This window comes from Synechococcus sp. H60.3, from assembly GCF_047462295.1.
Taxonomy (GTDB): domain Bacteria; phylum Cyanobacteriota; class Cyanobacteriia; order Thermostichales; family Thermostichaceae; genus Thermostichus.
In genome coordinates this window covers 11396-35188 of the sequence record NZ_JANSIY010000005.1, presented here as the reverse complement: position 1 = coordinate 35188, position 23793 = coordinate 11396, and the positions used below count along the sequence as shown (strand labels likewise).

At 60.3% G+C, this 23793-nt stretch carries 21 protein-coding genes and 1 pseudogene; 6 read left to right on the top strand and 16 right to left on the bottom strand.

The annotated features are described in order from the left end of the window. Positions 1 to 44: 44 nt before the first annotated feature. The 5 genes from NW841_RS01415 to NW841_RS01395 all read right to left on the bottom strand — a co-directional run bounded on the left by NW841_RS01415 (position 45) and on the right by NW841_RS01395 (position 6326). Positions 45 to 1751: an ArnT family glycosyltransferase gene (locus NW841_RS01415; protein WP_414385045.1), complete on the bottom strand. Its 1707-nt coding sequence runs from the start codon at positions 1749 to 1751 to the stop codon at positions 45 to 47. 76 nt (positions 1752 to 1827) lie between these two features. Next, positions 1828 to 3459 (bottom strand): DUF2254 family protein, encoded by a 1632-nt coding sequence (locus NW841_RS01410; protein WP_414365371.1) that lies wholly within the window; start codon positions 3457 to 3459, stop codon positions 1828 to 1830. A gap of 12 nt (positions 3460 to 3471) precedes the next feature. After that, positions 3472 to 4920, bottom strand: coding sequence for a signal recognition particle-docking protein FtsY (ftsY, locus tag NW841_RS01405; protein ID WP_414385043.1), 1449 nt, complete (start codon positions 4918 to 4920; stop codon positions 3472 to 3474). Positions 4921 to 5019: 99 nt separating this feature from the next. After that, complete coding sequence (purU, locus tag NW841_RS01400) at positions 5020 to 5868, bottom strand: formyltetrahydrofolate deformylase (RefSeq protein WP_414365374.1); 849 nt, start codon at positions 5866 to 5868, stop codon at positions 5020 to 5022. Positions 5869 to 5993: 125 nt separating this feature from the next. Further along, complete coding sequence (locus NW841_RS01395; protein WP_414365376.1) at positions 5994 to 6326, bottom strand: TatA/E family twin arginine-targeting protein translocase; 333 nt, start codon at positions 6324 to 6326, stop codon at positions 5994 to 5996. A gap of 150 nt (positions 6327 to 6476) precedes the next feature. On the opposite strand from NW841_RS01395, the gene secA reads away from it, so the two are divergent. Beyond that, positions 6477 to 9341, top strand: coding sequence for a preprotein translocase subunit SecA (secA, locus tag NW841_RS01390; RefSeq protein WP_414365382.1), 2865 nt, complete (start codon positions 6477 to 6479; stop codon positions 9339 to 9341). An 81-nt stretch (positions 9342 to 9422) separates the two neighbouring features. Here the strand turns inward: secA and NW841_RS01385 are convergent, their stop codons facing one another. The 5 genes from NW841_RS01385 to sixA all read right to left on the bottom strand — a co-directional run bounded on the left by NW841_RS01385 (position 9423) and on the right by sixA (position 14497). Further along, complete coding sequence (locus NW841_RS01385) at positions 9423 to 10181, bottom strand: PspA/IM30 family protein (protein ID WP_414365378.1); 759 nt, start codon at positions 10179 to 10181, stop codon at positions 9423 to 9425. Positions 10182 to 10218: 37 nt separating this feature from the next. Then, positions 10219 to 10929 carry a polysaccharide deacetylase family protein gene (locus NW841_RS01380; RefSeq protein ID WP_414385040.1) on the bottom strand — a complete coding sequence of 237 codons (711 nt, stop codon included), beginning with the start codon at positions 10927 to 10929 and terminating at the stop codon, positions 10219 to 10221. A gap of 51 nt (positions 10930 to 10980) precedes the next feature. Further along, positions 10981 to 13491 carry a DUF3656 domain-containing U32 family peptidase gene (locus NW841_RS01375; protein WP_414385039.1) on the bottom strand — a complete coding sequence of 837 codons (2511 nt, stop codon included), beginning with the start codon at positions 13489 to 13491 and terminating at the stop codon, positions 10981 to 10983. Positions 13492 to 13648: 157 nt separating this feature from the next. Further along, a complete protein-coding gene (locus tag NW841_RS01370) occupies positions 13649 to 13840 on the bottom strand; it encodes a hypothetical protein (RefSeq protein WP_414366327.1) in 192 nt (63 codons plus the stop codon). Between the two features lie 93 nt (positions 13841 to 13933). Beyond that, on the bottom strand, positions 13934 to 14497 hold the full coding sequence (sixA, locus tag NW841_RS01365) for a phosphohistidine phosphatase SixA (protein ID WP_414376689.1): 564 nt from the start codon (positions 14495 to 14497) through the stop codon (positions 13934 to 13936). Between the two features lie 189 nt (positions 14498 to 14686). Between sixA and trxA the strand changes: the two genes are divergently transcribed. The 3 genes from trxA (at position 14687) to NW841_RS01350 (ending at position 17200) form a co-directional block, all read left to right on the top strand. Further along, entirely contained in the window at positions 14687 to 15028 is a 342-nt protein-coding gene (trxA, locus tag NW841_RS01360; protein ID WP_414366323.1) for a thioredoxin, read from the top strand. 405 nt (positions 15029 to 15433) lie between these two features. Continuing rightward, positions 15434 to 16504, top strand: a complete 1071-nt coding sequence (locus NW841_RS01355; RefSeq protein ID WP_414376687.1) for a TIGR00730 family Rossman fold protein — start codon at positions 15434 to 15436, stop codon at positions 16502 to 16504. Positions 16505 to 16519: 15 nt separating this feature from the next. After that, on the top strand, positions 16520 to 17200 hold the full coding sequence (locus NW841_RS01350; RefSeq protein WP_414385036.1) for a phosphoribosylanthranilate isomerase: 681 nt from the start codon (positions 16520 to 16522) through the stop codon (positions 17198 to 17200). A gap of 22 nt (positions 17201 to 17222) precedes the next feature. Here NW841_RS01350 and NW841_RS01345 read toward each other — a convergent pair whose 3' ends face one another. The 4 genes and pseudogenes from NW841_RS01345 to rbfA form a co-directional block, all read right to left on the bottom strand. Beyond that, entirely contained in the window at positions 17223 to 17579 is a 357-nt protein-coding gene (locus NW841_RS01345; RefSeq protein ID WP_414366333.1) for a DUF4115 domain-containing protein, read from the bottom strand. Between the two features lie 294 nt (positions 17580 to 17873). After that, positions 17874 to 18110, bottom strand: a pseudogene (locus NW841_RS01340) (helix-turn-helix domain-containing protein); the annotation flags it as partial. 53 nt (positions 18111 to 18163) lie between these two features. After that, on the bottom strand, positions 18164 to 18976 hold the full coding sequence (locus NW841_RS01335; protein WP_414385035.1) for a pseudouridine synthase: 813 nt from the start codon (positions 18974 to 18976) through the stop codon (positions 18164 to 18166). 159 nt (positions 18977 to 19135) lie between these two features. Then, the gene (rbfA, locus tag NW841_RS01330; RefSeq protein WP_414366319.1) at positions 19136 to 19579 is read right to left on the bottom strand and encodes a 30S ribosome-binding factor RbfA; all 444 of its coding nucleotides are present in this window, start codon (positions 19577 to 19579) and stop codon (positions 19136 to 19138) included. A 177-nt stretch (positions 19580 to 19756) separates the two neighbouring features. Between rbfA and NW841_RS01325 the strand changes: the two genes are divergently transcribed. Together NW841_RS01325 and NW841_RS01320 are read left to right on the top strand one after the other, a co-directional pair. Beyond that, a complete protein-coding gene (locus NW841_RS01325; RefSeq protein WP_414385034.1) occupies positions 19757 to 19987 on the top strand; it encodes a hypothetical protein in 231 nt (76 codons plus the stop codon). 112 nt (positions 19988 to 20099) lie between these two features. Further along, a complete protein-coding gene (locus NW841_RS01320) occupies positions 20100 to 21563 on the top strand; it encodes a cryptochrome/photolyase family protein (RefSeq protein ID WP_414385032.1) in 1464 nt (487 codons plus the stop codon). 179 nt (positions 21564 to 21742) lie between these two features. Here NW841_RS01320 and NW841_RS01315 read toward each other — a convergent pair whose 3' ends face one another. Continuing rightward, complete coding sequence (locus tag NW841_RS01315) at positions 21743 to 23080, bottom strand: alkaline phosphatase (protein ID WP_414376680.1); 1338 nt, start codon at positions 23078 to 23080, stop codon at positions 21743 to 21745. 209 nt (positions 23081 to 23289) lie between these two features. After that, positions 23290 to 23793: DUF4129 domain-containing protein (locus NW841_RS01310; RefSeq protein ID WP_414385031.1), on the bottom strand; the 504-nt coding region annotated here is incomplete at its 5' end.

Here is a 23793-nt window from a genome sequence, read left to right as displayed (position 1 = left end):
AGGCTCTCAGATAGATCAGCCTCAAAGCCTCGGCGAGGATTTCGCTAGGGAGAAGACCCCCCGGCAGCTCGATCCAGGCGACGCGCCAGTTGCCAGCCCTCCACCTCAGCCAAAGGCTGTAGCCCCAGCTCCTGGAGCGATAGCTGCTGAGCTTGGACAGGGGAGACCCAGAGGTAATCCCCATGTTCCCCTGCCCGTAGGGCCTGGTTATCCACCCATCGCCCGGGGTTAGGGGTGTAGAAGGCGAGGGCCTGGGCTTGACAGACATCCGGCAGGCCGCTGCGGCCAATGTCTACCACGGGAAAATCGGGGTCGGCAGAGCCCAGCATCTGTTTCCAGTCCATCTGAGCGAAGGCGGGATTGAAATTGCCAAAGTCAGGCCGCAGAACAATGCTGACCATGGTGAGGATGCTGGCAGCTAGGAGCGTACCCACCCAGAGTTCACCAGCATAGTGCAGCACCCGCCGCCAGCTCCAGATTGCCGGCAAGAGCAGATACAACAGACCAATGGCCACCAACGACCAGGCGTGGGGTTGGAGCAGCTCCAATCCCTCGACATCCCGCCTGACGGCCACTCCCAAACCCAAAAGCAGGGTCCCCACCGCCGCCAGCCCCCAGGAGAGCACCTGGGCCAGGTGGGGTCTGTCTCGCAAAGAACCTCGTCCCGCTGTTGCCACCGAGCCGGTGCGGAGCGGAAACGGCAGAGCTTGATCCAGGGCCACCCCTGCCAGGAGAGCCAGCCAGGGATAGAGCTGTACCGTGTAGTAGGGCGTTTTGGTGGGGTAGAGCTGCAAGAGCAAAAGCAACAGCAGGGGGAAAGACCAAACCAGCAGGGTGGATCCCGGCTTTTGCCGCAGCAGCAGCCAGCCTCCTACCAAGGCCAAAACTGTCCAAGGGAAGCCGTGGAGCGGGAGGTGCCAAAAGTAGTACCAGCCAGTGGCATCGGCATGGAAGGGCTCTCGCCCCAGCTCCCACACCTTCCCCACCAAGGTGGCCAGCACCTTTGCGCCATACACCCCCATAGCCGGCACCAGCCAGAGGCCAAAGATCCCCAAGCCTAGCAACATCCCCAGCCAAAAAGAGCTGGATCCCAGCCAGTGCCGCCGCTGCTGCCACAGGTAGGGGATCAAAGCAACCCCCGGCAGCAGGATCATGGCACTCTTCATCAAGAGGCCCAGCCCAAAGGCTACCCCCACCAGCCAAAACCAGCGCCGGTGGCCGCGGCTGCCGTTGACTAGGGCCAGGATCCCCAAGAGCTCTAGGCAGGTTAGGGGCACGTCCTGCCCCACCAGCCGTCCCTGCTGCACCCAGAGGTAGCAGAGGGGTAAAACCGCCATGCCCAGCAGGGCTGCCCGGGTTGGCAAAAAGGCCCGCCCAATCCAGCCAATGAGGGGAATAGAAAGCAGAGCCGCTAGGATCCCGGGCAGCCGCGCCGCCCACTCGTTTACGCCGTAGAGGGCAAAGCTGAGGGCCACACTCCAGGTAAGCAGGGGAGGTTTTTCAAAAAAGGGCTCCCCCAGAAAAGTCGGCCCCAGCCAGTTGCCTCCCCGCAGCAGCTCGCGGGCCATCTGGGCATAAAAGCTCTCGTCACAGCCAGCCAAGCTGGGATCCGCCCCCGAAAGCACAAACAGCGGCACTGCCAGGCCCGTGATCCACAGGCTCAGGCCCCAAAAGGACAGCAGGTTTGGGTCGCGGCGAAACTGGACAAAAGAAGTACTGCTTAGACGGTTGGGGTTGCCGGAAGGACGCATGAGACAAGCCCTCTGAAACAGCAGCCAGTGGCGGCTCTAACCAGACTAGACTCCGCGGAAAGAGATCTGGCTTTTTTTAGGGAAGCTCCAGGGATCCAGAGGTACTCTCTAGCCCATCTACCAGTGAGGTCAGTCCCTGGAACCAGCCAAAAAACTGCTCGGCATAGGGTTGCAGGGCGGGCTCCAGGTAGTAGAAGTTCTCCCCCCGGTCGGTAAATTCCCAAAACTCTGCCGCCGTAGAGAGCAGCTCCTGGCGGATAATCTGCAGGCGGGCCAAGGGCTCGTGCTGCATGTCCTGATAGATCAGCCTCGCCCAATCCTCCCGGCCACAACTGAGGAAATAGGCTGCCAAGCGGACTTGGGTTTTGCGGATCCCGCGTAGGGTGGCTTCCTGCTGCTCGCTTTCCGGGTCTTGATCTAGGCGCAACAAGACCTGCAGGATGGCCTCTGTTGTTTCCGCTTGCAGCGCACAGCTCAGTTGGGCCAAAACGCCCAGGTCAAAGCCAAAGGTTTCGCAGAGGAAAAAGAGGCCGGCCTTGTAGGCCACCAGGCTGTAGTAGCGAAAATGGCTGACTATCTGCAAAACCAATGCCGGCTGCCGCTGGCGCAAAGCAGCCTCGGCCAGCAGACGGTACTGCTTGAGCAGGTTGTAGCCGCTGCGGATATCTCGTGCGTTGATGACGGCCCGTAGGTAGGTGTTGAAAAACTTGATTACCCACTCCACAAGCCGAAGCTGTTGGCTTTGCAGAGCCCGGATCCCCAGATCCCGTGTGTGGATAGCTACCAGGGTGCTCACCTGGCGCATGCCATTTAGCCCCTCGGCAAACAGAGCCTGATACTGCCGCAGGATCTTCAGCTCCAGCCAGGATCCCTCCGCCTCGATCTGGCTCAATAGCCGCTCATCCACCGAGGCAAAGTCGGGATCCCGCCGCAGCGCGGGGGTCAGGAGAAACCAGGAGCAGGGCAGGTGCGCCTTGTGCTCGGCATAGAATAGCCACAGGGCCTTCAGGCTATCCAAGGCCTCTAGAAGGATAACCCCCTCCTGCTGATGCAGAGCACTGGTGGCGATGGTTTTGATCTCATCTAGAGCCGCCAGGCAGCGCTGCTGGGCTGTCGAGTAAGGCTCTGGCGCAGAGGGGCAGGCCTGCTCGGGGCCCAAAGGTCGTCTGGCAAGTAGGAACTGGGCAGGCCGGGAAGCCAGAGATCTGAGAATCGCCTGCTGTGCCTGCTGTTCGATGCGGCGGACAATCGAAGTTGGCTGCAGGAAGTGAAACACAAAGTGAAAGTAGGGGATCAGTAGCAAAAACGAGGCCGTGCCCAGCAGCAAATTAAGCCCGATCAGCAGTCTTGGATTGTCGAAGAAACCAAGGGCCATCGAGCTCCACAAACTGACCACATTGGCCAGGATGAGAAAAAAGAACAGGTAGAAGTTGACCTTCTCGCGCAAAAATAGCTCGGTGACCTTGGGGGTAAAGCGATCCGCGCTCAACTGCACCACAATCGCCACCACCGAGAGGGTGAAGCCCAGCACCCCCGACAGCACCTGGGCCAAGGTGGCAACAAATTCCTGCAGTGCTCCTGGATCTTGAATTGGCCTGGCTAGAGTCAGCTCCATGCCCGCCTGGAGCCAGTGGGATCCGCCCCAAGCCCACAACAGTCCAGCCGCCACCACTGCAGCGCTCCAGGGCAGAAGTTGACGGCGACGCATGGCCAGGGGGGTTCAATACTCGCTTAGAAGAGCTTCCACAAACTCATAGCTGGAAAAAGGTCGCAGATCCTCTAGCCCCTCGCCGGCACCAATAAAGCGGATGGGCAAGTGCATCTGCTGGGTAATGGCCAGGGCAATCCCCCCTTTGGCGGTGCTGTCCAGCTTGGTGAGGATGACACCGGTTAGCTTGGCCACTTCGGCAAACACCTGGGCCTGGCGCAGGCCGTTTTGCCCTTGGGTGGCATCCAAAACTAAGAGGCTTTCCACCTTGGCTTCGGGAGCTTTCTTGTCGATGATGCGGCGGATCTTGGCCAGCTCCTCCATCAGGTTTTTCTTGTTTTGTAGCCGGCCTGCTGTATCCACCAGCAGCAACTCGGTGCCTCTGGCCTTGGCAGCCGTGATGGCATCAAACACCACCGCCGCTGGGTCGGCATTGGGGGACGGGTTGGCAATCACCTCCACCCCGGCGCGTTCCGCCCAGATCTTGAGCTGCTCCACAGCGGCAGCGCGGAAGGTATCGGCGGCAGCAATTAGACACTGGTAGCCAGACTCACGGGCCACATGGGCAATTTTGCCGATGGTGGTGGTCTTGCCCACCCCATTTACGCCTACGATCAGCCAAATGTTGAGCGTGCCCCGCTGCGGTGCAAAGGTGGGATCCCCTACTGTCAGCATCTGCCGCATCTGCTGCTTGAGGTACTTCACCGCCTCCTCTGGGGGCACCACCTCTTCGCGCAGGCGTTTTTGCAGGGCCTGAATGATCTGCTCAGTGGCCTCAACCCCCACATCCGCCTGCAGCAACATTGCCTCAATTTCCTCGACGGCATCCTGGTCGAGAGGGCCGCGGCCCACTAAGGCTTTTAGCTGGTTGATGAGGTTAAGGCGGGTTTTGCCTAGACTTCGCCGCAGCTTTTGCAGCCAGGAGATCTCTTCTACGGAGATCTCTTCGGGTTTGCGCCCTTGGGCCGCCAGGATCTCGGCTGACCAGCGAAAGCCCTCGTCGAAAACCAGCTCTTCCGCCGCCGGCTCTGGGGGCGGGGCGGCCACGGTTGTGACCACCGGCTCTGGCTCCTCCACAGCAGTGGCTTCTAGGGCCTGCAGGCGCTCGGCAGCACGGGGAGCCAGATCAAAAAAGGAAGGCGCAGCAACCGGCTGGACAGGGGGCGAGGTGGGAGAGACCGCCTCAGTTGCTGCCGCCTCTGGGGCAGAGGGCTGGGATCCGTCGCTTGCAGGCGATTCTGGCGCTGGGGCGGCTGGGGAGACAACCTCTGCTTGAGTGGCTTGGGCTGCAGCCCGCGCCTTTAGGTTGGCATAGGCAGCCTTGGCAAAGGCCAAGTAGTCCTCTGGCGACATGGCTGCCGGCTCTGGCGCTGGGGGGGCCACCAACTCAGGGTCTTGGGGAGAGGATTCTGCTCCACCCTTGGAGTCGGTGTAGCGACGGCGAAACCAATCGAAGGCCATAATCCCACCTCTACTCTTGTTTTCCAGTTTGGCAGAGCAGTTCTCTTTCTGGAGCGCCGCCCTGCTGAGGAAGGGATCCCTTGGAACGGCGCGGCTCCCCTAAGCGAACACCACCGTCTTGTTGTGGTAGACCAGCACGCGATTTTCCAGGTGATAGCGCACGGCCCGGGCCAGGACTAGGCGCTCCATGTCGCGGCCCTTGCGAATGAGGTCGGCTACTGTGTCGCGGTGACTCACCCGCACCACGTCCTGCTCGATGATTGGCCCCTCGTCCAGCTCCTCGGTGGCGTAGTGGGCAGTGGCGCCGATGATCTTGACGCCCCGCTGGTGGGCGCGCTGGTAGGGGTTGGCACCGGCAAAAGCAGGCAGGGTGGAGTGGTGAATGTTGATCACCGGCGGCGCCTGGCGGAGCAGCCACCCACTTAAGACCTGCATGTATTTGGCCAACACCACCAAGTCAATGCGATACTCCTGGAGCAAGGCAAGCTGGCGGGCCTCTGCCTCGGCCTTGTTCTCCGGAGAAACGGGGATGTGATAGTAGTCGATGCCGAAGGAGCGGGCCAGCGGCTCCAAGTCGGGGTGGTTGCTGATGATCAAAGGGATCTCCGCCGGCAGCTCCCCAGCCCTCTGGCGCCAGATCAGATCCAACAGACAGTGGGGCTGCTTGCTGGCCCACACGGCAATGTGCCGGCGGGTGTCAGAAAAATGCAGCTCCCAGTTGGCCTGGATGCCACGGGCAATGCCGGAGAAAGCGGGGACGATCTCCGACCGTTCCAGACGAAAGCCCTCCAAATCCCACTCGATGCGGCTCAGGAACAGCCCTGCCTCGAGATCCGTGTGGTGGTCGGCGTGAAGAATGTTGCCGTCGTAGCTGTAGATGAAGTTGGAGAGCTTGGCTACCAGCCCTTTTTGATCCGGACAAGAGACCAACAAAGTGGCCGTGGGCATAAAGTCAGCCCTTCTACCCTAGGATTTGAACCAAGAGCAAGCGGGACAGCAGCCTCCATCCCTGGAGCGAGGTATGGCTGCCCCTGTCCAAAAAGGCAGGGGATCTCCAGGCCGAAGCGAGGAAGCTAGGCAGCATCTGCTGTCGGTGGGTTGTTGTCCGCAGGGGCCCCAGGCTCTGCCGCAGCTACGGGTTTTGCAGCTGCCTCGGCGGTGGCGACGGGGTTGGTTTTGGGTGAAGCTGCAACTGCTGTCTGGGGAGCAGAGGCGCGGGCAGCTTTTTCCAGCTCCTGGGCCTCCTGACTTAACTGCGCCTCAAACTCCCTAGCAGCATCCTGTAGGCTGCGCAAGGTTTTAGCTAAGGCACGACCCACCTCTGGCAGCTTGCGCGGCCCAAACACCAAGAGGGCCACTGCAAAGATAACGAGCATTTCTGGCAGCCCAATGCCCAAGAAATTCATAAGCCGTAGGATCCCTTTGCTTCCCTAGCCTGACATCTTCTTGCCCTTGGCCGCAAGCACCTCCCTCCTGCCAAAGCTCTAGCCGCCCAAGACAATGGGAGGGGAATGATAAAATTGCGCTATACCCGTTCTATTGGCCTAGGCTCGCCCATGCTCCAAGCCCTCCAGAAACTCTTCGGGGATCCCAACGATCGCAAGATCCGACAGTACCTCCCTGTCGTCAAGCTGATTAACTCGCTGGAGATTGAGATCGCCTCCCTTTCCGATGCGGAGCTCAGGGCCAAGACCACCGAGTTTCGCCAGCGCTTGGATAGAGGGGAGTCCCTCGACGATCTCCTGCCCGAGGCGTTTGCGGTGGTGCGGGAAGCGGCCAAGCGGGTTCTCAACTTGCGCCACTACGATGTGCAGCTCATTGGTGGGATGGTGCTGCACGAAGGGCAGATTGCCGAAATGAAAACCGGCGAAGGGAAAACCTTGGTTGCCACCCTGCCTGCCTACTTAAACGGCTTAACCGGGAAAGGGGTTCACATCGTTACTGTCAACGGCTACTTGGCCCGGCGGGACTCGGAGTGGATGGGGCAGGTGCACCGCTTCCTGGGCCTAACGGTTGGCCTGGTGCAAGAGGGCATGTCCAGCGACGAGAAGCGGCGCAGCTACCACTGCGACATTACCTACTGCACCAACAGCGAGTTGGGCTTTGACTACCTGCGGGACAACATGGCCACCGACATCAAAGAGGTGATGCAGCGGCCCTTTAACTACTGCATCATCGACGAGGTGGACTCCATCCTCATCGACGAGGCCCGCACTCCCCTGATCATCTCCGGCCAGATGGCCCGTCCCTCCGAAAAGTACCTCAAGGCGGCCCAGGTGGCGCGGGAGCTGATCCGGGACGAGCACTACGAAGTGGATGAAAAAGCCCGCAACGTCATCCTCACCGACGAAGGTTTTGAAGCCGCCGAGCGGTTGCTAGGGGTCTCCGACTTGTTCGATCCCAAGGATCCCTGGGCGCATTTTGTCTTTAATGCGGTGAAGGCCAAGGAGCTCTTCATCCGGGATGTCCACTACATCGTCCGCAACCAAGAGGTGGTGATCGTAGACGAGTTCACTGGGCGGGTGCTCCCTGGTCGCCGCTGGTCAGACGGGCTGCACCAGGCGGTGGAGGCCAAGGAGGGGGTGCCGATTCAAAACGAGAGCCAAACCCTGGCCACCATCACCTACCAAAACCTCTTCCTGCTATACCCTAAGCTCTCCGGCATGACAGGCACCGCCCGCACCGAGGAAGCCGAGTTCAGCAAAACCTACAACCTAGAAGTCACGGTGATCCCCACCAACCGGCCCATTCGCCGAAAAGACGCCCCCGACTTGGTGTACAAGACCGAAAACGCCAAGTGGAAAGCGGTCGCCGAGGAAATTGCCCACATGCACGCCCAGGGGCGCCCTGTTTTGGTGGGAACCACCAGCGTAGAGAAATCCGAACGCCTCTCGGCCATGCTCAAGGAAATGGGGATCCCACACAACCTCCTCAACGCCAAGCCGGAGAACGTGGAGCGGGAAGCGGAGATCATCGCCCAGGCGGGGCGCAAAGGTGCTGTAACCATTGCTACCAACATGGCCGGGCGCGGCACGGACATTATCTTGGGCGGCAATGCGGAGTACATGGCCCGCCTCAAGCTGCGGGAACGGCTGATGCCCAAGCTGGTGCAACTGGACGCCGACAACCCGCTGGGATCCGTTCCCATGGTAGGACGGGGCGGTGGGCAAGGGTTTGGCGGAACCTCGCCCAAGCCGAAAAAATCCTGGACGGTGGTCTCTCCCAACTTTTACCCCTGTGAGCTGTCACCCCGCACTAGCCAGGCTCTAGACGAGGTGGTGGCGGCGGCGGTGGCCAAGTATGGGTTGAACCGCCTGCCGGAGCTGGTGGTGGAAGATCTCATCGCGGTGGCCTCGGAGAAGGCGCCAGTGCAGGATCCGCTGATTTTGCAACTGCGGGAGGTCTACAACAGCATCAAGGCCGAGTACGAAAAGGTAACCGAGGCCGAGCACGAGGAAGTGGTGCGGCTGGGCGGCCTGCACGTGATCGGCACGGAGCGCCACGAGTCCCGTCGCATCGACAACCAGTTGCGGGGCCGCGCCGGACGGCAAGGGGATCCCGGCTCCTCGCGGTTTTTCCTCAGCCTGGAAGATAACCTGCTCAAGATCTTCGGCGGCGAGCGGGTGGCCAAGCTGATGGATATGTTCCGGGTGGATGAGGACATGCCCATCGAGCACCCGCTGCTTTCCAGTAGCCTGGAGAACGCCCAGCGCAAGGTGGAAGTGTATTACTTCGACCTGCGCAAACAGGTGTTTGAGTACGACGAGGTGATGAACAACCAGCGGCGGGCCATCTACTCGGAGCGGCGGCGCATCCTGGAAGGGGAGAACCTCAAACCCAAGATCCTGGACTACGTGCGCAAGACCGTCGAAGAGATCGTGCGGGCTCACGTCAACCCGGAGCTGCCGCCGGAAGAGTGGGAAATCGATAAGCTGACCGCCAAGATGCAGGAGTTCATCCCCCTGCTCAAAGAGAATCTCAAGGCCGACGACTTGCGGGATCTCTCCTACGAACAGATCTTGAACCACCTGATCAAGCAGGCAGAGCTAGCCTACGAGGCCAAAGAAGCTTTCTTGGATACGTTTGAGCCTGGCCTGATGCGCAAGGCGGAGCGCTTCTTCCTGTTGCAACAGGTAGACACCCTCTGGCGGGAGCACCTACAGCAGATGGAGGCGCTGCGGGAAGCGGTGGGCCTGCGCGGCTATGGCCAACGGGATCCCCTCATCGAGTACAAGAACGAGGGCTATGAGCTGTTCCTGGAGATGATGGACAACATCCGCCGCAACACGGTGTACAACTTGTTTGTCTTCACGCCCCAGATCGTGCAAGTGCCACAGGTGGCACAAGCTGTGCCGGCGCAGGCAGTGGCTGCCAGCCCCGAGACCGGCGGGGTGGTGGAAGCCGATTTCGCCGAGGACTAAGTTGACCCTCTCCCCCGGGAACGACACCCCAGCGAAGGAAAAGACCCGACAAGGCGGGGCAATAGCCAGAAGGGATCCCCACTATTGGGGAAGCCGCTTCTCGAAATCCAGATCCGGCAAGGGGAGATTGGCGGAGCTGCCCCCCTGGCCAGTGAGCATGGCCAGCCGGCGAGAGACTTCGTCGTCCATGGCCATTTCATCCAGTTGGGCGGCAAGTTGCTCGCTGCGATCCTCGGAGAGCTCGCTCATGGCGCGGGTCTTGAGCTGGCGAGCTTGGATGGCATTTTTGGCCGCCTCGAATTGGGACTTGGCCGAGTCGATGTTGTAGGCGTTGTTGACGCGAGTCATCTGCTCAAGAGCTTGGTTTACCTCGTTGATGTCTTTGAGGTTGCTCAGCTCGCTCTTGTAGGCCGCCAGCCGCTCTTTTTCCCGGGCCAGCTTTTGCTTGGCAGCGGTAACGTAGCGCTCCGCTGTTTCCACGTTCTCTTTGAGCGGGCCGAGAACCGCCTCAATGCGCAGCGCTTCCGCCATGGCCAGGCGGGCGGCCTCTTGATCCCCTCGCTGCATGGCCAGGCGAGCCTTATTCTCCAGCGCTTGGTACTCCCGCACCTTTTGCATGTACTTTTGCTCGGCCCGCTGGTAGGCAGCTACCTGGGTGGCGACGGCTTCGGTCAGACGCTGCACGGTCTCTTGCATGGCCCGTAGCGATTCTTCTGCTACCATCACCGCCCCTGTGCCACCCTTGTCCACAGGGATCCCCCACAGCCAGTTCCAAGTACCGACGATAACGCTGCCGGCCCGCTGCCCAAAAATGCCGTAGATGATCTTGCGCACGCCCATAGCTTGCCCCCTGCTCGATAGCTGACTCCTACTGTATTCAATCTTTTCCGCAACTGGGAAGGTTTCCAGGATCCGGCAGGCTGACAAAGTCAAACCCCTCCTCTCTCAAGGCCGGGATCAAGTGGCGCGTCACCTTGGCTACTTGAGATCCTCCCTGGGCGCCATCGTGGAGCACAATTAGAGAGCCAGGCCGCACCTGGGCCAGCACCCGCTCTACTACCAGGGCAACTGGTGGTTCCAGCCAATCTTCGGGCACCACGCTCCACATCACCGGAAAAAATCCCCAGCGGCGCAGATCCACCAGCGTTTGCGGCCAAAACAGTCCGTTAGGGGGACGCACAGCCCGATATTCTTCTGGGATCCCGCCGCAGGCAGCCACCAGGGCGGCTTGGCTGCGCCGCAAGCTGTTGTGCAATTCGCTGCGGCTGAGCTGGGTAAAGGAGTGATGCTGCCAGCCGTGCAGACCAATCCCGTGGCCCTGTTGGCGGATTTGCCGGGCCAGGTGGGGCCAGCGCTGCACCCGTTCCCCCAACACAAAGAAGGTGGCCGGCACCTGAAACTCCTGTAAAACCTGCAACAGAGCTGGCGTGTGCTGCGGGTGGGGGCCGTCGTCAAAGGTAAGGGCTACTTGCCGTCTAGAGGGATCCGCCGGCAGCTCCCAGAGAGCCTCCGGGAAAAGAGTTTTCAGGCCCTGGTGCAGGAGGGGGTAGAGGGCGGAGGGGAGTATCTGCTGAGGCGAAAAGAGCATGGACCGGGATCCCGTCACTTTTTGGATTGCGCTTGGCCGCGCCGTCCCTTGTCAACTTTCCAGAGAACCGCGTGTTACCCCTAGCTGGCTGTGGAGCTTCAGCTGGCGCCACAGTTGAGAGCCACTCATCTGGCCCTGAAGGAGTTGCTGGTAACAACGCAGAGTTTGTTGGATCTCCGCAGGAGACTCCTGGAGGAACTCGATGCGCAGATAGCGCAGCCCCAGTGCCAGTAGCCGCGGCACATATTCGGCCCCAGTTTGGGCTTTGCCGTTGTAGAGGGTGTTGCGGCAGCCAGCGTCAGCTTTCAAAATGTGCTCAACATTAGCCCTGTCCCTTAGCTTTACCTCGTGTTTTTCGCAGGGGCGGCCACAATTGGTGTAATCCGTGCCGCTCGACAAAAAGGCGCAGAAGACGCAGTGCTCCATGTGAAACAGGGGCATGTGCTGGTGGATGGTAACCTCGTACCAGTGGGCGGGGCCAGCTTGCAGCAGGGATCCCAGTTGCTCGTGGTTGAGGTCATAGGAGGCCGTCAGGCGCTCCAGGTGGTAGCGGCTTTTGAAATAGTGAGCGGTGATGGGGTTGGCCACGTTCAGAGAAAAATCGCCGATGCAGCGCTGGTTGGCAAAAAAGCGCAGGTGGTCGTAGTTGCGCACCAGATAGCCATCGGCTCCTGCTGCCAACACCTGTTTGAGGATCCAGCTTTCTCCCGGCTTGGTAATGCGGGGCGGGGCCACCCACAGCTCCACCTCGGGGTGGGCAGCTTTGGTAGCGCGGATAACTTCCCGGTAGCGGCGGGGATCCTCCAACTCCAGGTAGATCTGGCGGATGCCACAGGCAATCACTGCCGGCAACTGCTCCGGATCCCGCACCAAGACCACAAGCTGGGGCGATCCCGGCTCGGCTTGCTCTGGGGGGGGCAGCAGGTCCTGCCAGCGGGCGTTAGGGTTCAGGTGCCAGCGGCGGGGTCGAGCTCGCAGCGCCTGCAACTGCTCCACCGCCTGGCGCCGCATTTGGTTGAGGACGCTCAGCGGCAGCATCACTTCTCCCTCCAGGGCATTGTGCAGGGATCCCAGGCGAAAGGGCGTGCCCCCTAGGCGGCCCAGTTGCTGTTGCAGCTTCTCGTCGGTGAGGGGTTGGTGGTGGGCAGGCTGCAAGGGCACAGGGGAGTCCACCCGCACTGTGTGGCCCTCTTCATCCCGCAAAATCAGCGTCAGGGGCAGGCCGGCCTGGCCGTGGACTTCCAGGTGAACGGGGCGTCGGAAGCGGGGCTGATCCCCGGCGTAGCTCTGGCGCAGGCGTTTCTCCAGCTCTGGGTCACTGGTTTTCCAGAGGCGATCCCCCACCCGTAGGCGTTTGCAGTCAATTGCCCCCGGAGCAAAGCAAAGCCAGGCCAACCCCTGCTGCTCTTGCACACGGTAGACTCGCCCCCCCTGCTCCGGCAGCTCCGGCTCCCCCTGGTCAAACACCACACCATCCCCCGCCTTGAGGGGGGCTTCTAGGCGTACCCCCACCCGCTCCCCTTGGATCCCCAGCACCTGCCCTAAGTAAACCCCCCGCTTTTTGCCAAAACGGGCATGCACCAGCTCTTGGTTGTTGATGCCCCGCAGCCAGCCGGTATACAGCCCGCGGGAAAAGCTCATCTCCAGCTCATACCACTCCTGAGTTGAGGGCTGCCACGCCTGCCCTGCCCCCAAGGCGTCCAAGGCCCGCCGATAGATGCGCGTTACATTGGCTACATATTCCGGCGATTTCAGGCGGCCCTCAATTTTTAGGCAGTGGATCCCCAACTTGACCAGCTCCGGCAGCACCTCCAGCCCGGCCAAATCCTGGGGGCTGAGCAGATACCGCTTCTCCCCGAGATCACGCCGGATCCCGTCTACCACCAGCTCGTAAGGCAGGCGGCAGGCCTGGGCACATTCTCCGCGGTTGGCCGAACGTCCCCCCAGCGCCTCGCTGGTTAGACATTGCCCGGAATAGGCCACGCAGAGGGCCCCATGGACAAACACCTCCAGAGCAATTGGGGATCCCTTCTCTTCCAGATGGGCGCGGATCTTGGCTATTTCCTTAAGGGAACACTCCCGCGCCAGCACCACCACCTCACAGCCCAGCTCGGCGGCAAACTCGGCTCCCACGCCACTGGTAATGGTCATCTGCGTCGAGGCGTGGAGGGGGAAATCGGGAGAAAGATGCCGAACCAGCCGGGCAATGCCGACATCCTGCACAATGACAGCGTCCACCCCTGCTGCCGTCATGGCGCGGATGTACCGTTCCGCCTCCTCCAGCTCCTCAGGAAAGACCAAGGTATTTAAAGTTACGTAGCCCCGCACCCCGCGCTGGTGCAGCCAGGCCATCAGCTCCGGCAAATCCGCCTCGGTGAAGTTGCGGGCGCGCATGCGGGCATTAAACCGTTCCAGCCCGAAATAGATGGCATCGGCTCCGTTTTCCACCGCCGCCTTGGCACACTCCCAGTCCCCCGCCGGCGCCAGCAGCAACGGCAGCTCGGCGGGCAAGGCCGCCGCCAGACGTCCGGTTTCTACGGAACCCATCTCAGAAGCGCTCATGAGAAGAACCCAGAGAAAAAACAAGGGATCCTTTCCCATTCAAAAGCAAAAAACCTGAGAGCAGGATCCCCCTTGCCTCAGGCCAAGCCGTCACTGCCAGCGGGCTCTTAACAACGCAAAAGACCAAGGTCTCAGAAAACCACAGGCTGTCCGCCCACTAGGACGCCAGCAGCACATTCAGGATCCCGCTGAGGATGGCACTGAACAGGGCTAGCGTAATGTAGCGGCCAACAGTCGGGTCTTCGCCCAGGAGCCGGTCAGAAGTGCTAATGGTAAAAAACAAAGACCACGCCTGAGTGGCGTTGATGGTCTCAAACTGGTTGAATTCAGGGGTGAAGATCTTGGCCATCGTGAAATGCTCCCTACGGCTGGGGTTTGCACCACCTTAACAAAAGTTAACGCTAGCTGCCACGTTCGCACGGCTACATCAGGTAGGGCAGAGTCAGCGCAATATCACTTTGGGAGAAAGCAACAACGTCAGGGATCCCTGGCAATAGTCGATACGGCCTTCTGCAAAGCGCACCTGGGCCAAGCCTGCCTTTTTGAGGGTAATAGCCTGGGGATTGGTCGGCAGTAGGCCAATAGCTGCCTGTATCCACAGGCTCAGATCCGGCTGGTGGCCGACCAAGGCCAGAGACGTGAAGGGATCCCGCTCCGCCTGCCAGCGCACCAGGTCGGTGAAGCTGCCGTCCGGGGCCAGCGGCTCAAACACTTCTAGAGCTTCGGCCAAGTTCTCGTGAAAAAAAATCTCCGCCGTCTGCCGCGCCCTCACAAGGGGGCTGGTGAGCAGGAGATCCCACTTCCAACCCATATCCTTGAGTTGGCGGGCAATTTTGCGGCAGCGCTTGCGTCCCTCGTCGGTCAAGGCGCGGAAAGCGTCCTCCACTCCCGCTTGTGCTTCTTCGGCTATGCCGTGGCGAATAAAATCCACAGCTACTTCCTGGACGGCAGTCCGCTTCTCGGCTGCAGCCTGATTGCCTCCTTCTGGCCCGAGCTCAAATGCCATCGGCGCCTGCACGCTTTCTCCCTCTTCCACTCCAGAATACCCCGCTCAGGTTGGGAAAAGCTCGCCTGTTCAGCCCAACCCTCTGGCAAAAATTGTAGGTGCCTGCTGCGGCCTAGAACAGAAGCCCAGAAAGTTATGATAGGATCGCTCTAAGTGACGGGTACGTACTGTTTCAGGAGTTCTCCAAGCATGTCTGCAGCAATAGATGTTGCTGATGCTACCTTTGAGGCAGAGGTGCTGCGTAGCGATATCCCAGTCTTGGTGGATTTTTGGGCGCCCTGGTGTGGCCCATGCCGGATGGTAGCTCCTGTGGTTCAGGAGATAGCCGAGCAGTATGCCGGCAAGGTTAAGGTCGTGAAAATCAATACGGACGAGAATCCCCAAACTGCCAGCCAGTATGGCATTCGCAGCATTCCCACCTTGATGCTCTTCAAGGGAGGCCAGAAGGTAGATGTGGTGGTCGGCGCTGTGCCTAAGGCAACTCTAACCACAATTCTGGAGAAGCACTTTGACACGCCTGCTGAGGGCTAAGATCCGGGCAGGAGGAGCGACTGTCAGTGCTTCAGAGCGCTACGTCTGGATTCGGGAGTAAAGCCTAAGTAGCACTTAGCTTAATCGGCGGCAAGCCCCGCACTGTATTGATTGGTGAATTGTGTTAACTCAAGAGCCAATCAGTGTCGGGGTAACAGCTGCTTGTGCTACAAGTGAGGAGAACAAGTTAAATTTCTGGAGAGTTTCCCACCGTGGATCCCACGGCAGTGGCACTCTGAGACCTCTGTACCAACAAGTCTGTGAAGCGTGAAGCCCGCACTCTATCGGCTCGCGCAGCGTGGTGTAAGCCATTTTGCGTTGACTCAACGAAGATGAGTGCTGGGGGTCGTTCACCGTCGATAGCCTATTGCAGTAAAGTAATAACAGAGAACTCTGGATCCTGGCTTGGCTGATTCCCTTTCTTCTCTTCTCCAGGAGATTTTCTCCAACGCTGAGACTCGTCTGAAGCAGTTGGAGTATCACCCCAACCGGACGGCTTGGCTGCGCATTTTGCAGTCACTGCAGCGGATGGGATCTCTGAATCTCAGCCGCTTGGACGCCAAGATCCTGGCGGCCACGCTTGAGGATCTAGAGCAGGGGTTTGCGGCCTTCCAGAACTATGTCCATCAGCGCAAGGTAACAGTTTTTGGGTCGGCACGGGTAGGGCCGGACAGCCCGGAATACCGACAGGCACAGTTGTTCGCCCACTGCATCAGCCAGCGAGGGTTCATGGTGCTGACGGGGGGCGGCAGTGGAATCATGGAAGCCGGCAATCGGGGGGCAGGGCTGGAAAACTCGTTTGGGCTGAATATCCAGCTTCCCTTCGAGCAGATGGCCAATCCTGTGATTGCTGCCAGCGATCGGGTCATTAACTTTAAGTATTTCTTTTCACGCAAGCTCTTTTTTGTCAAAGAAACCGATGCGCTGGTGCTTTTCCCCGGTGGCTTTGGTACGCAGGATGAGGCTTTTGAATGTCTGACCTTGATGCAAACCGGTAAAACCAAGCTCATGCCCTTGGTGCTGGTGGACAAGAAGGGCGGTTGCTACTGGAAAGAATGGGATGAATATGTGCGGGAGCATCTACTCAGCCGCGGCCTGATCAGCCCAGAAGATCTCTTCTTATACACCTTAACTGACGATGTAGGGGATGCCTGCCAGCAGATCGTCGATTTTTATCGCATCTTTCACAGCAATCGCTATGTGCGGGAACTGCTGGTTTTGCGCTTGAATGCCAAGCTCTCGCCCCAGGCTCTGGATATCTTAAACGAAGAGTTTGCCGACATTCTCGACTCGGGCCGAATCGAGCAAACTGAGGCTTTGCCGGAAGAAGCAGAGGAAGAGATTGCCCATTTGCCAAGGCTGGTGATGCATTTTAACCAACGCAACTTTGGGCGGCTGTGGCAAATGGTGCGCCGGATCAACACGCTTCATCCAGCACAGCCGGATCGTCTGCAAATGCGCCCCGACCAAAAGTAGGGGATTGTCGTCCCAATGGGCCGGTTGTTTGTCAAAATCTGCGGCATCACTCGCCAGGATCAAGCGGAGGCTATCGCTGCGCTGGGGGTGAGCGCTCTTGGGTTTATCGCAGTGCCCAACACGCCGCGCTATTTGCCTCTCTCGGCAGCGCGCTGGCTGGGATCCCTGCCCGGACATGTGGAAAAGGTGGGGGTCTTTGTGGATCAGGATCCCCGTACGATTGCCACCTGGGTGGAAGCGGGCGGCCTCACGGCTGTTCAGCTCCACGGCCAGGAATCGCCAGAAGAGTGCCGGCAACTGGGAGAATGGCTCCCCGGCATTCGCCGCATCAAGGCCCTGCGCATTCGCCAGCCGGCAGATCTGGAGGCAGCCCACCTCTACGGCGACTGTGTGGAGGCTCTGCTTCTGGACGCCTATCACCCACAGCGGGCGGGTGGCACTGGGCAAACCCTCAACTGGCCAGAGTTGGCCCACCGCTCCCTGCCCCTGCCCTGGCTGCTGGCCGGTGGCCTCACCCCAGACAATGTTCTGCAGGCCCTCAGCTACCTCCAGCCTAGCGGCATTGATCTCTCCAGCGGCGTCGAGCACCAACCGGGCGACAAAGATCTGGACAAAGTCCGGCGTCTGCTGCAGCAGTTGGGATCCCAAGGGTGGCAAATCGCTTCTGCCCTACCTCAACCCAATCAAGGCCTTTAGCCCCTCCGGCCGAGCCGGGTTCCTATTGCAAGGATTGGAAGGATTGAATATCTAGCCCCGGCTCAAACATCAGCTCTTTCACCTCTCCAAACCTTCCCATCACCCCCAGATGGCGGTCGTTGAAGGTCACCAACACCCCGCCGGCATTGCCGGTACGCAGCACAATTGATCGCTCGGCTTCCCAGTTCAGCTCTGCCCCCGGCTGCAGGGTGGCCTCAAAAACGGTTTTTCCATCGGCGATGACTCGTAGCCAGGAGGGACGCTCTACCACGCGAATATCAAGGCGCACCGGCTTGCGCCGCGTCCCCTCCGTATGGGCCTCCAACACGTCAGGGAAAACCCCCTGGATGCGCGTCCACTGATCCAGCGTGGGAAACATCTGGCGAAGGGTCGGTTCTGGGCTGCGCCCAGGGGAGTTAGCTGCTTGCGGCTGCGACTGGGATCCCTCGCCGCTTGACCTGCTGGCCAGCCAATGCCCAAAGGGGTTGCCGGTGCCGTCCAAAAGAGCCGACAGCCCTCCCACCGCCAGCACGACCAGCACCACATAGGCGGCCCAAAGGTGAAAGGGGCGCAGGGCAAAGCCCAGCTGTTCGCCAACAGCAGTAAGAGGAGGGAGCGCATGGGGCGTTTTGGCAGATAGGAGTGGCAAAGCTTGCCGAGATAAAGCCTCGCCATCCAGCCCCAGATAGTTGGCATAGCGCTTGAGGAAGCCTTGCACATAGACCGGCTCCGGCAACCGGCTCAAGTCGGCTTCCTCCAGGGCCTGCAGATATTGGGAGCGGATGAAGGTATCGTTGGCTACATCTGTCAACGTCAGCCCCCGTGCCTCCCGTGTTTGCCGCAACAGGGATCCCAGGGCTTCCAATCCCGTTGGCGGGACAGAGTCCTTAGAGCGTTCCGACTCTTGCATCGTTTGGCTACCTGCAAAAGAGAGGATGGGCACAAAGTTCCCCCCGCTAAAGATTATGAAGAGGGAGAGGAGGAGTGAAAAGAGGCGCTTCTGGACAGAGCTGAGCCGTTAGTGACCGCAAACGGGGCTAGCAAAGCCTGAACCTCCTGCGGCTGCAACAGGCGAAACTGACCTGGCTTTAGGTTGCCTAGACGCAGCGGGCCAATCGCCTCCCGGTGTAAGCTGAGCACAGGATGGCCCAGCTGCTCGGCCACCCGCCGAATTTGCCGGTTGCGGCCTTCAAATAGGACTACCCTCAGCCAAGAGGAGTTGGAGGTTCTTCCAAAAGGGGGCGGATCACAAAACTCCACCTCTGCCGGCAAAGTGGTAGACCCATCCAAGTCGACGCCCTCCCGCCACCGTTGCAGAGTGGCTTGGCTAGGGCGCCCCTGCACCTGCACAAGATAGGCCTTGGGCAGATGGTAGCGCGGGTGGGTCAGCTTCAGCGTCAGGTCGCCGTCGTTAGTCAGAAGCAGGGCCCCACTGCTGTCGGCGTCCAATCGGCCCACCGGGTAAAGACGGATCTGCCGGTTCCAGGGTGGGGGAAGCAAATCCAGCACCGTCTTGCGTCCTAGGGGATCCCTACAGGTGGACAAGACCCCCAGCGGCTTGTGCAGAAGCAAAACGTGGCGGGCCGGATCCCTGAAGAGGATCACCCGTCCATCCACCTCGACGCGATCCCGTTCCGGATCGGCTTTAAAGCCCAGCTCGGTGACCACCTTCCCATTGACTCGAATGCGTCCGGCTAGGATCCAGGCTTCCACCTGGCGGCGGGAGGCCAAGCCCTGCTGAGCCAAAAGTTTCTGGAGCCGTTGGGGTGCTGCCATAGGCAAGGGGACTAGAGCAGAGTCTTTGCAGTGCAAAAGCAGATGGCCAGAGTCGGGGGGCAGCAGGGGTTGCCCGTTTAGGCAGGAAACCAAAGCTTCCGCCCGTTTGTGGCCTGTAGAGCTGAGAGACGGGTAGTGCCTGCTAACAAAACGGTGTAGCTATTGGTTACCCAACTCCTCTGCTTCGCCCTCACTGCCCTCTTCAACCGTTTCCTGGTTCTTAGATGAGGATCCCTCCTGCTTAGTTTCGGCGTCCCGTTTCAGTTGGTTAAGCAGGGCCAGAACCCGGGATCCCCGCTCCAAAGAGCGATCCTGCAAAAACACCACCGTCGGCACCCGTCGCAGGCCGAGGCGCTGACCGATTTCCCGCCGCACGAAGGAAGTGGCAGAGGCCAGCCCCTCCATGGTCTGCTGCTGGGCCGCTTCATCGCCATAGATGCTGACGAAGATGCGGGCATTTTGCAAGTCATTGGAAACCTCGACATCCACAATGCTGACCATGCCCGCCCCCACGCGGTCATCTTTGATCTCCGAGAGCAGGATTTGGCTGACCTCCCGTTTGATCAGCTCGGCTACCCGTGCCACCCGTCGCGCTGTCGCCATTTTTGGATACCTAGGTTACCGCTCATCCGCAAACCGGCTCTGGCCGGTGTGGAGCAGAGTCCGCGTCGGCTCGATCCCCAGAACAGTAGCCGATGCTACGAGCATCTCTCTCTTCTACCTTTATCTTGAATCCATGTCCACCTTGCCTTGAGTATGAATACCTAAAGCCATCGATGGATGGATGGAGACGTGATGATCAAGACGCCAGAGGCCCTGCGGCGCTCCATTGAGCAGTTTATGCTGAATGTCACAGAGCCGCTTGACCCCTTGCTCTCCCTGAAGCTAACTCAATTGGTGGTGATGTTGGGGGATACAGCTTATGCAATGGGGTACAGCGATGGCCAACAAAAGCCAGATGAACGCTGCCGCTATTGTCCCAGCCGGCTGCTCGACCGTCCAGAGCTTTGACAGAGCCCTTTAAGGTTCTTCACAGCCTAGCTCCTGGCTGTCCAGGAGGGGGGAATGAGTTGAAAGGGGTGGTGGGAACCGGCCAAGATGGGATCCCGTCCCTCAGTAGCCTATGACTTCCCCGGTTTTGATTTGGCATCGCCGCGATCTGCGGCTAGCAGACAACACAGCCCTCCACGCGGCGGCGCAGCGCAGCTCCCAGGTGGTGCCGGTTTTCGTTTTCGACCCGCAGGTTTTGCAGCGGGCGGATATGGCCCCGGCCAGGGTGGCGTTTCTCCTCCAGGCATTGCAGGAGCTGCAGGAGCGCTACGCCCAGATGGGGATCCCGCTCCTCTGGCGGCGGGGGGATCCGGCGGTGGAGCTGCGGCAGTTGGCCACCGAGCTGGGGGCGCAGGCCGTGTTTTGGAACGAGGATCTGGATCCCTTGGCCCGGCAGCAGGAGAGTCAGGTGCGGGCCAGCTTGACGGCAGCCGGGATCCTGTCTTTTTCTTACCAAGATATGCTGCTGCACGGGCCGGGGGAAGTATTGACCCAGGCGGGGGAGCCCTACTCGGTTTTTACCCCTTTCTGGCGCCGCTGGTCCAGCTTGCCCAAGCCGGATCCCTTCCCCACTCCCAAGGAGCTCCAGCCGCTGCCAAGCCTGAAAGCTCAACCTCTGCCCAGCTTGGCGGATCTGGGCTTTGTCTGCGAGCAGCGGATCCCGGCGGCAGGCGAGAGGGCAGCTCAAGCGCTGCTGGAGGATTTTTGTCAGGGCCTGCGCATTTTGGACTACGAGCAGGCCCGCAATTTTCCGGCTGAACAGGGTACCTCTCTCCTCAGTCCCCACCTGTGCTGGGGAACCATCGGCATTCGTCAGGTGTGGCAGGCCACGCGGGAGGTGGAAGCAGAGGTGCGCAGTGAAGAGGCCGAGAGCAGCTTGCGCACGTGGCGGCAGGAGCTGTGCTGGCGCGAGTTTTACAAGCATGTCTTAGCCCACTGGCCCTACGTGGAGAGCGGCGCCTACCGGCGAGCTTTTGATGCGCTGGAGTGGGACAACCGGCAGGACTGGTTTCAGGCCTGGTGCGCCGGAGAGACGGGCTACCCCATCGTAGATGCGGCCATGCGCCAGCTCAACGAGACCGGCTGGATGCACAACCGCTGCCGCATGATCGTGGCCAGCTTTCTAACCAAAGATCTGCTCATCGACTGGCGCTGGGGAGAGCGCTACTTTATGCAGAAGCTGGTGGACGGGGATCTGGCCGCCAACAACGGCGGCTGGCAGTGGAGCGCCGGTGTGGGCACGGATCCCAGGCCGCTGCGCATCTTCAACCCGGCCACCCAGGCGGCCCGCTACGACCCGGAAGGGGAGTACATCCGTCGCTACCTGCCGGAGCTGGCGGGGCTAGATACCCCGGCTTTGCTGTGGGTGGGGGAGGATCCCAAGGGATCCTGGGCCCTACAGGAGCGGCGGCGCTGCGGCTACCCGGATCCCATCGTGGATCACAAGGTGCAGCAGCAGGAGTTCAAGCGGCGCTACCAGGCGGTGCAGCAGAGGCGTTCTCAGCCGGCCCAGGGCAGACTTTTCACTCCTTCTTAGCTCTCTTTCCTGAACAGGACGTTCCCTCACCCCCAGCCCCTCTCCCCTTGGGGGAGAGGGGAGTTGGGGATCGGCATAACGAGCTGTTCCATCGCTATTCGGAATGCCTGTAAAAAAAGGGATCCATCGGATCCCTTCAGTCCTCAAAAGCTTGGGGCAAACGACGGGCCTGCCGGAGACTACGGCTTCAGCTCGCTGGGGATGCGCTCCCCGAAGAGAACTGTGTAGAGAATGCGGTAGATGTCGGTGTTCAGGATCCCGGTGGTGGGCACCAGCTCTTGGGCGTTCAGGCCCGCCGCGCGGGCGATAACTCCACTGCCGGCGTCGTCTCCAGTGGCCCACGCCACCGCAAAGGGGCGGCGGTTGCCGTTCTTGTCGGGTGCTGAAACAAATGGCTTCGTACCCGTGCCCTCGACGCCATCGATGGGGGCGCCGCTTTCTTCGGGGTCAGTGGGGGGCAGCGGCTCATCGGCAGACTCCACATCCACCAACTGCATCCCGCCGGCGTTGCTGTCGCTGGTGGTGATCATGAAGGTTTTGGGATTCTTCTCGATGAAGTCGAGAATTACCCCAATGGCATCGTCAGCCCGCTTCATGGCCTCCAGGCAGCCGGAAGCATTGAGGTTGTTGCACATGTTGTCGGTGCCCTCTTCCTCAATGACGGCGAAGAAGCCCTTGGGATTGCGGGAGATCCGCTCCAGGGCAAACTGCGTCATCTCGGCAATGGTGGGCGCGCTGGCGATGTAGTTGGGCAAGTTTTCTTTGCGCAGCTCTTCTTCAGGTTTGTCGTAGAAGGTGTCCTCTACGTTGAACACCCCCAAAACCTTGGCGGCATCCGCCGGCAGCTTCAGCAGCTCATCGCGGGTGTAGACGACGGCATACCCTTTTTTCTTGGCTTCCTCGATGAGGTTGCGGCCATCCTTGCGCTTCCCTTGGCCAAAGCGCCCCTGGACACCTTCCGGCAACAGCCATTCCTCACCGGCCCCCAGGATGATGTCTACCCCCGACTCCACCACTTCCAGGGCGATCTCTTCGTAGTCGCTGCGCTTGGGAGCTTCAGCAACAAAAGCAGCCGTCCCCGGCTCGATGATGGATCCCGACTGCACCAGGGCCGTACCCAAACCCGCCGCCACAGCATCTTCCATGATCGTGTTCAGGGTGCCGTTGGCCGAGGGATACTCCTTGCCGTCCGGATCCAAGCCAAAAGATGCGCCATGCACACGAGTGCCTGTGGCATGCGTCACCGCCCCGGCGTTGGAGGTTCCACCCAATAGGTCAAGGTGATGGCCACGATAGGTGGTGATGACAGGCAGACGATCCCAGTTCAAGAAGCCATCCGGGCCGTAGTGGAGAATGCGCGTGATGTCCCAGTGGGAGGCCGAAGTGCCATCGGGGTGGAAAAAGATCGCCCCGTTGCCGGTCGGCTTCGGCGCCGCCTGGGCCAGGCTAGAAAAAAGGGAAGAGGACAGTAGGCACAGCGTTGCGGCCAGAGCTGCCCTCAGAGAATGGTTACGCATAGCAAACCTGCCCTTGCTTGTTCAAGGCTGAACGTCAAGGAAAGTAACACAGCCTTGGATTCCTTAGCAAGGTCACAGGCAAAACCAGCGGCAGAGCCCACTTGCAACAATGGCCTACCGCTTATGTCTATACCTAGAGTTAACTATCTCTTAACCACCTCATAACGTCAAGGCTGCTCGTAGAGCTCCAGGGCCCAGCCGGCTTCAGGTCAAGCGGCTCTTTTAGAAGTAAGCGTCGAACTTTTGGCCTGCCAGGCCTGCCTAAGCTGTCTGAGTTGTCGTTGCCAACGCTGCAGTTCCCCGGCTGCCAGCGGGATCCCGCCAAAGCGCACCTCCAGGTAGCGCTGCAAGAACTGGATGGCGAGCTCGGCTTGGGGCAAGTTGGACTGGCGCAAGTGTTCTAGGCAGGCTTCTGGCCCCAGGTGGGCTGGGATCCCCACTGCCGTCGCCAGCTCCCGCAGTTGGAGGTAAAGTCTGGAGATGGTCTGGCGGCGCCGTTGCGACTTGGGCAGGGCTGCCGGGATCCAGCGCATGCCGGCAAAGGCCAGACTTGGCAGCAGGATCCCGATCATCCAGGTGGGCCATTCTGGGGGCGGCTGCCACAGGGATCCCATCACCACCCCATTGCCAAGTGTGGCCAAGAGGATCCATCCCCCATCGCGCCAGTGCAAAGCCTGGTAGCGGCGGCGGCGGCCCCAGTAGGCCGTGAAGCC

Bases quoted from the DNA above. Each gene is read 5' to 3' on its own strand.
- NW841_RS01415 (WP_414385045.1), bottom strand. From the start codon at position 1,751: ATGCGTCCTTCCGGCAACCCCAACCGTCTAAGCAGTACTTCTTTTGTC.
- NW841_RS01410 (WP_414365371.1), bottom strand. From the start codon at position 3,459: ATGCGTCGCCGTCAACTTCTGCCCTGGAGCGCTGCAGTGGTGGCGGCT.
- ftsY (WP_414385043.1), bottom strand. From the start codon at position 4,920: ATGGCCTTCGATTGGTTTCGCCGTCGCTACACCGACTCCAAGGGTGGA.
- purU (WP_414365374.1), bottom strand. From the start codon at position 5,868: ATGCCCACGGCCACTTTGTTGGTCTCTTGTCCGGATCAAAAAGGGCTG.
- NW841_RS01395 (WP_414365376.1), bottom strand. From the start codon at position 6,326: ATGAATTTCTTGGGCATTGGGCTGCCAGAAATGCTCGTTATCTTTGCA.
- secA (WP_414365382.1), top strand. From the start codon at position 6,477: ATGCTCCAAGCCCTCCAGAAACTCTTCGGGGATCCCAACGATCGCAAG.
- NW841_RS01385 (WP_414365378.1), bottom strand. From the start codon at position 10,181: ATGGGCGTGCGCAAGATCATCTACGGCATTTTTGGGCAGCGGGCCGGC.
- NW841_RS01380 (WP_414385040.1), bottom strand. From the start codon at position 10,929: ATGCTCTTTTCGCCTCAGCAGATACTCCCCTCCGCCCTCTACCCCCTC.
- NW841_RS01375 (WP_414385039.1), bottom strand. From the start codon at position 13,491: ATGAGCGCTTCTGAGATGGGTTCCGTAGAAACCGGACGTCTGGCGGCG.
- NW841_RS01370 (WP_414366327.1), bottom strand. From the start codon at position 13,840: ATGGCCAAGATCTTCACCCCTGAATTCAACCAGTTTGAGACCATCAAC.
- sixA (WP_414376689.1), bottom strand. From the start codon at position 14,497: ATGGCATTTGAGCTCGGGCCAGAAGGAGGCAATCAGGCTGCAGCCGAG.
- trxA (WP_414366323.1), top strand. From the start codon at position 14,687: ATGTCTGCAGCAATAGATGTTGCTGATGCTACCTTTGAGGCAGAGGTG.
- NW841_RS01350 (WP_414385036.1), top strand. From the start codon at position 16,520: ATGGGCCGGTTGTTTGTCAAAATCTGCGGCATCACTCGCCAGGATCAA.
- NW841_RS01345 (WP_414366333.1), bottom strand. From the start codon at position 17,579: ATGTTTCCCACGCTGGATCAGTGGACGCGCATCCAGGGGGTTTTCCCT.
- NW841_RS01335 (WP_414385035.1), bottom strand. From the start codon at position 18,976: ATGGCAGCACCCCAACGGCTCCAGAAACTTTTGGCTCAGCAGGGCTTG.
- rbfA (WP_414366319.1), bottom strand. From the start codon at position 19,579: ATGGCGACAGCGCGACGGGTGGCACGGGTAGCCGAGCTGATCAAACGG.
- NW841_RS01325 (WP_414385034.1), top strand. From the start codon at position 19,757: ATGGATGGAGACGTGATGATCAAGACGCCAGAGGCCCTGCGGCGCTCC.
- NW841_RS01320 (WP_414385032.1), top strand. From the start codon at position 20,100: ATGACTTCCCCGGTTTTGATTTGGCATCGCCGCGATCTGCGGCTAGCA.
- NW841_RS01315 (WP_414376680.1), bottom strand. From the start codon at position 23,080: ATGCGTAACCATTCTCTGAGGGCAGCTCTGGCCGCAACGCTGTGCCTA.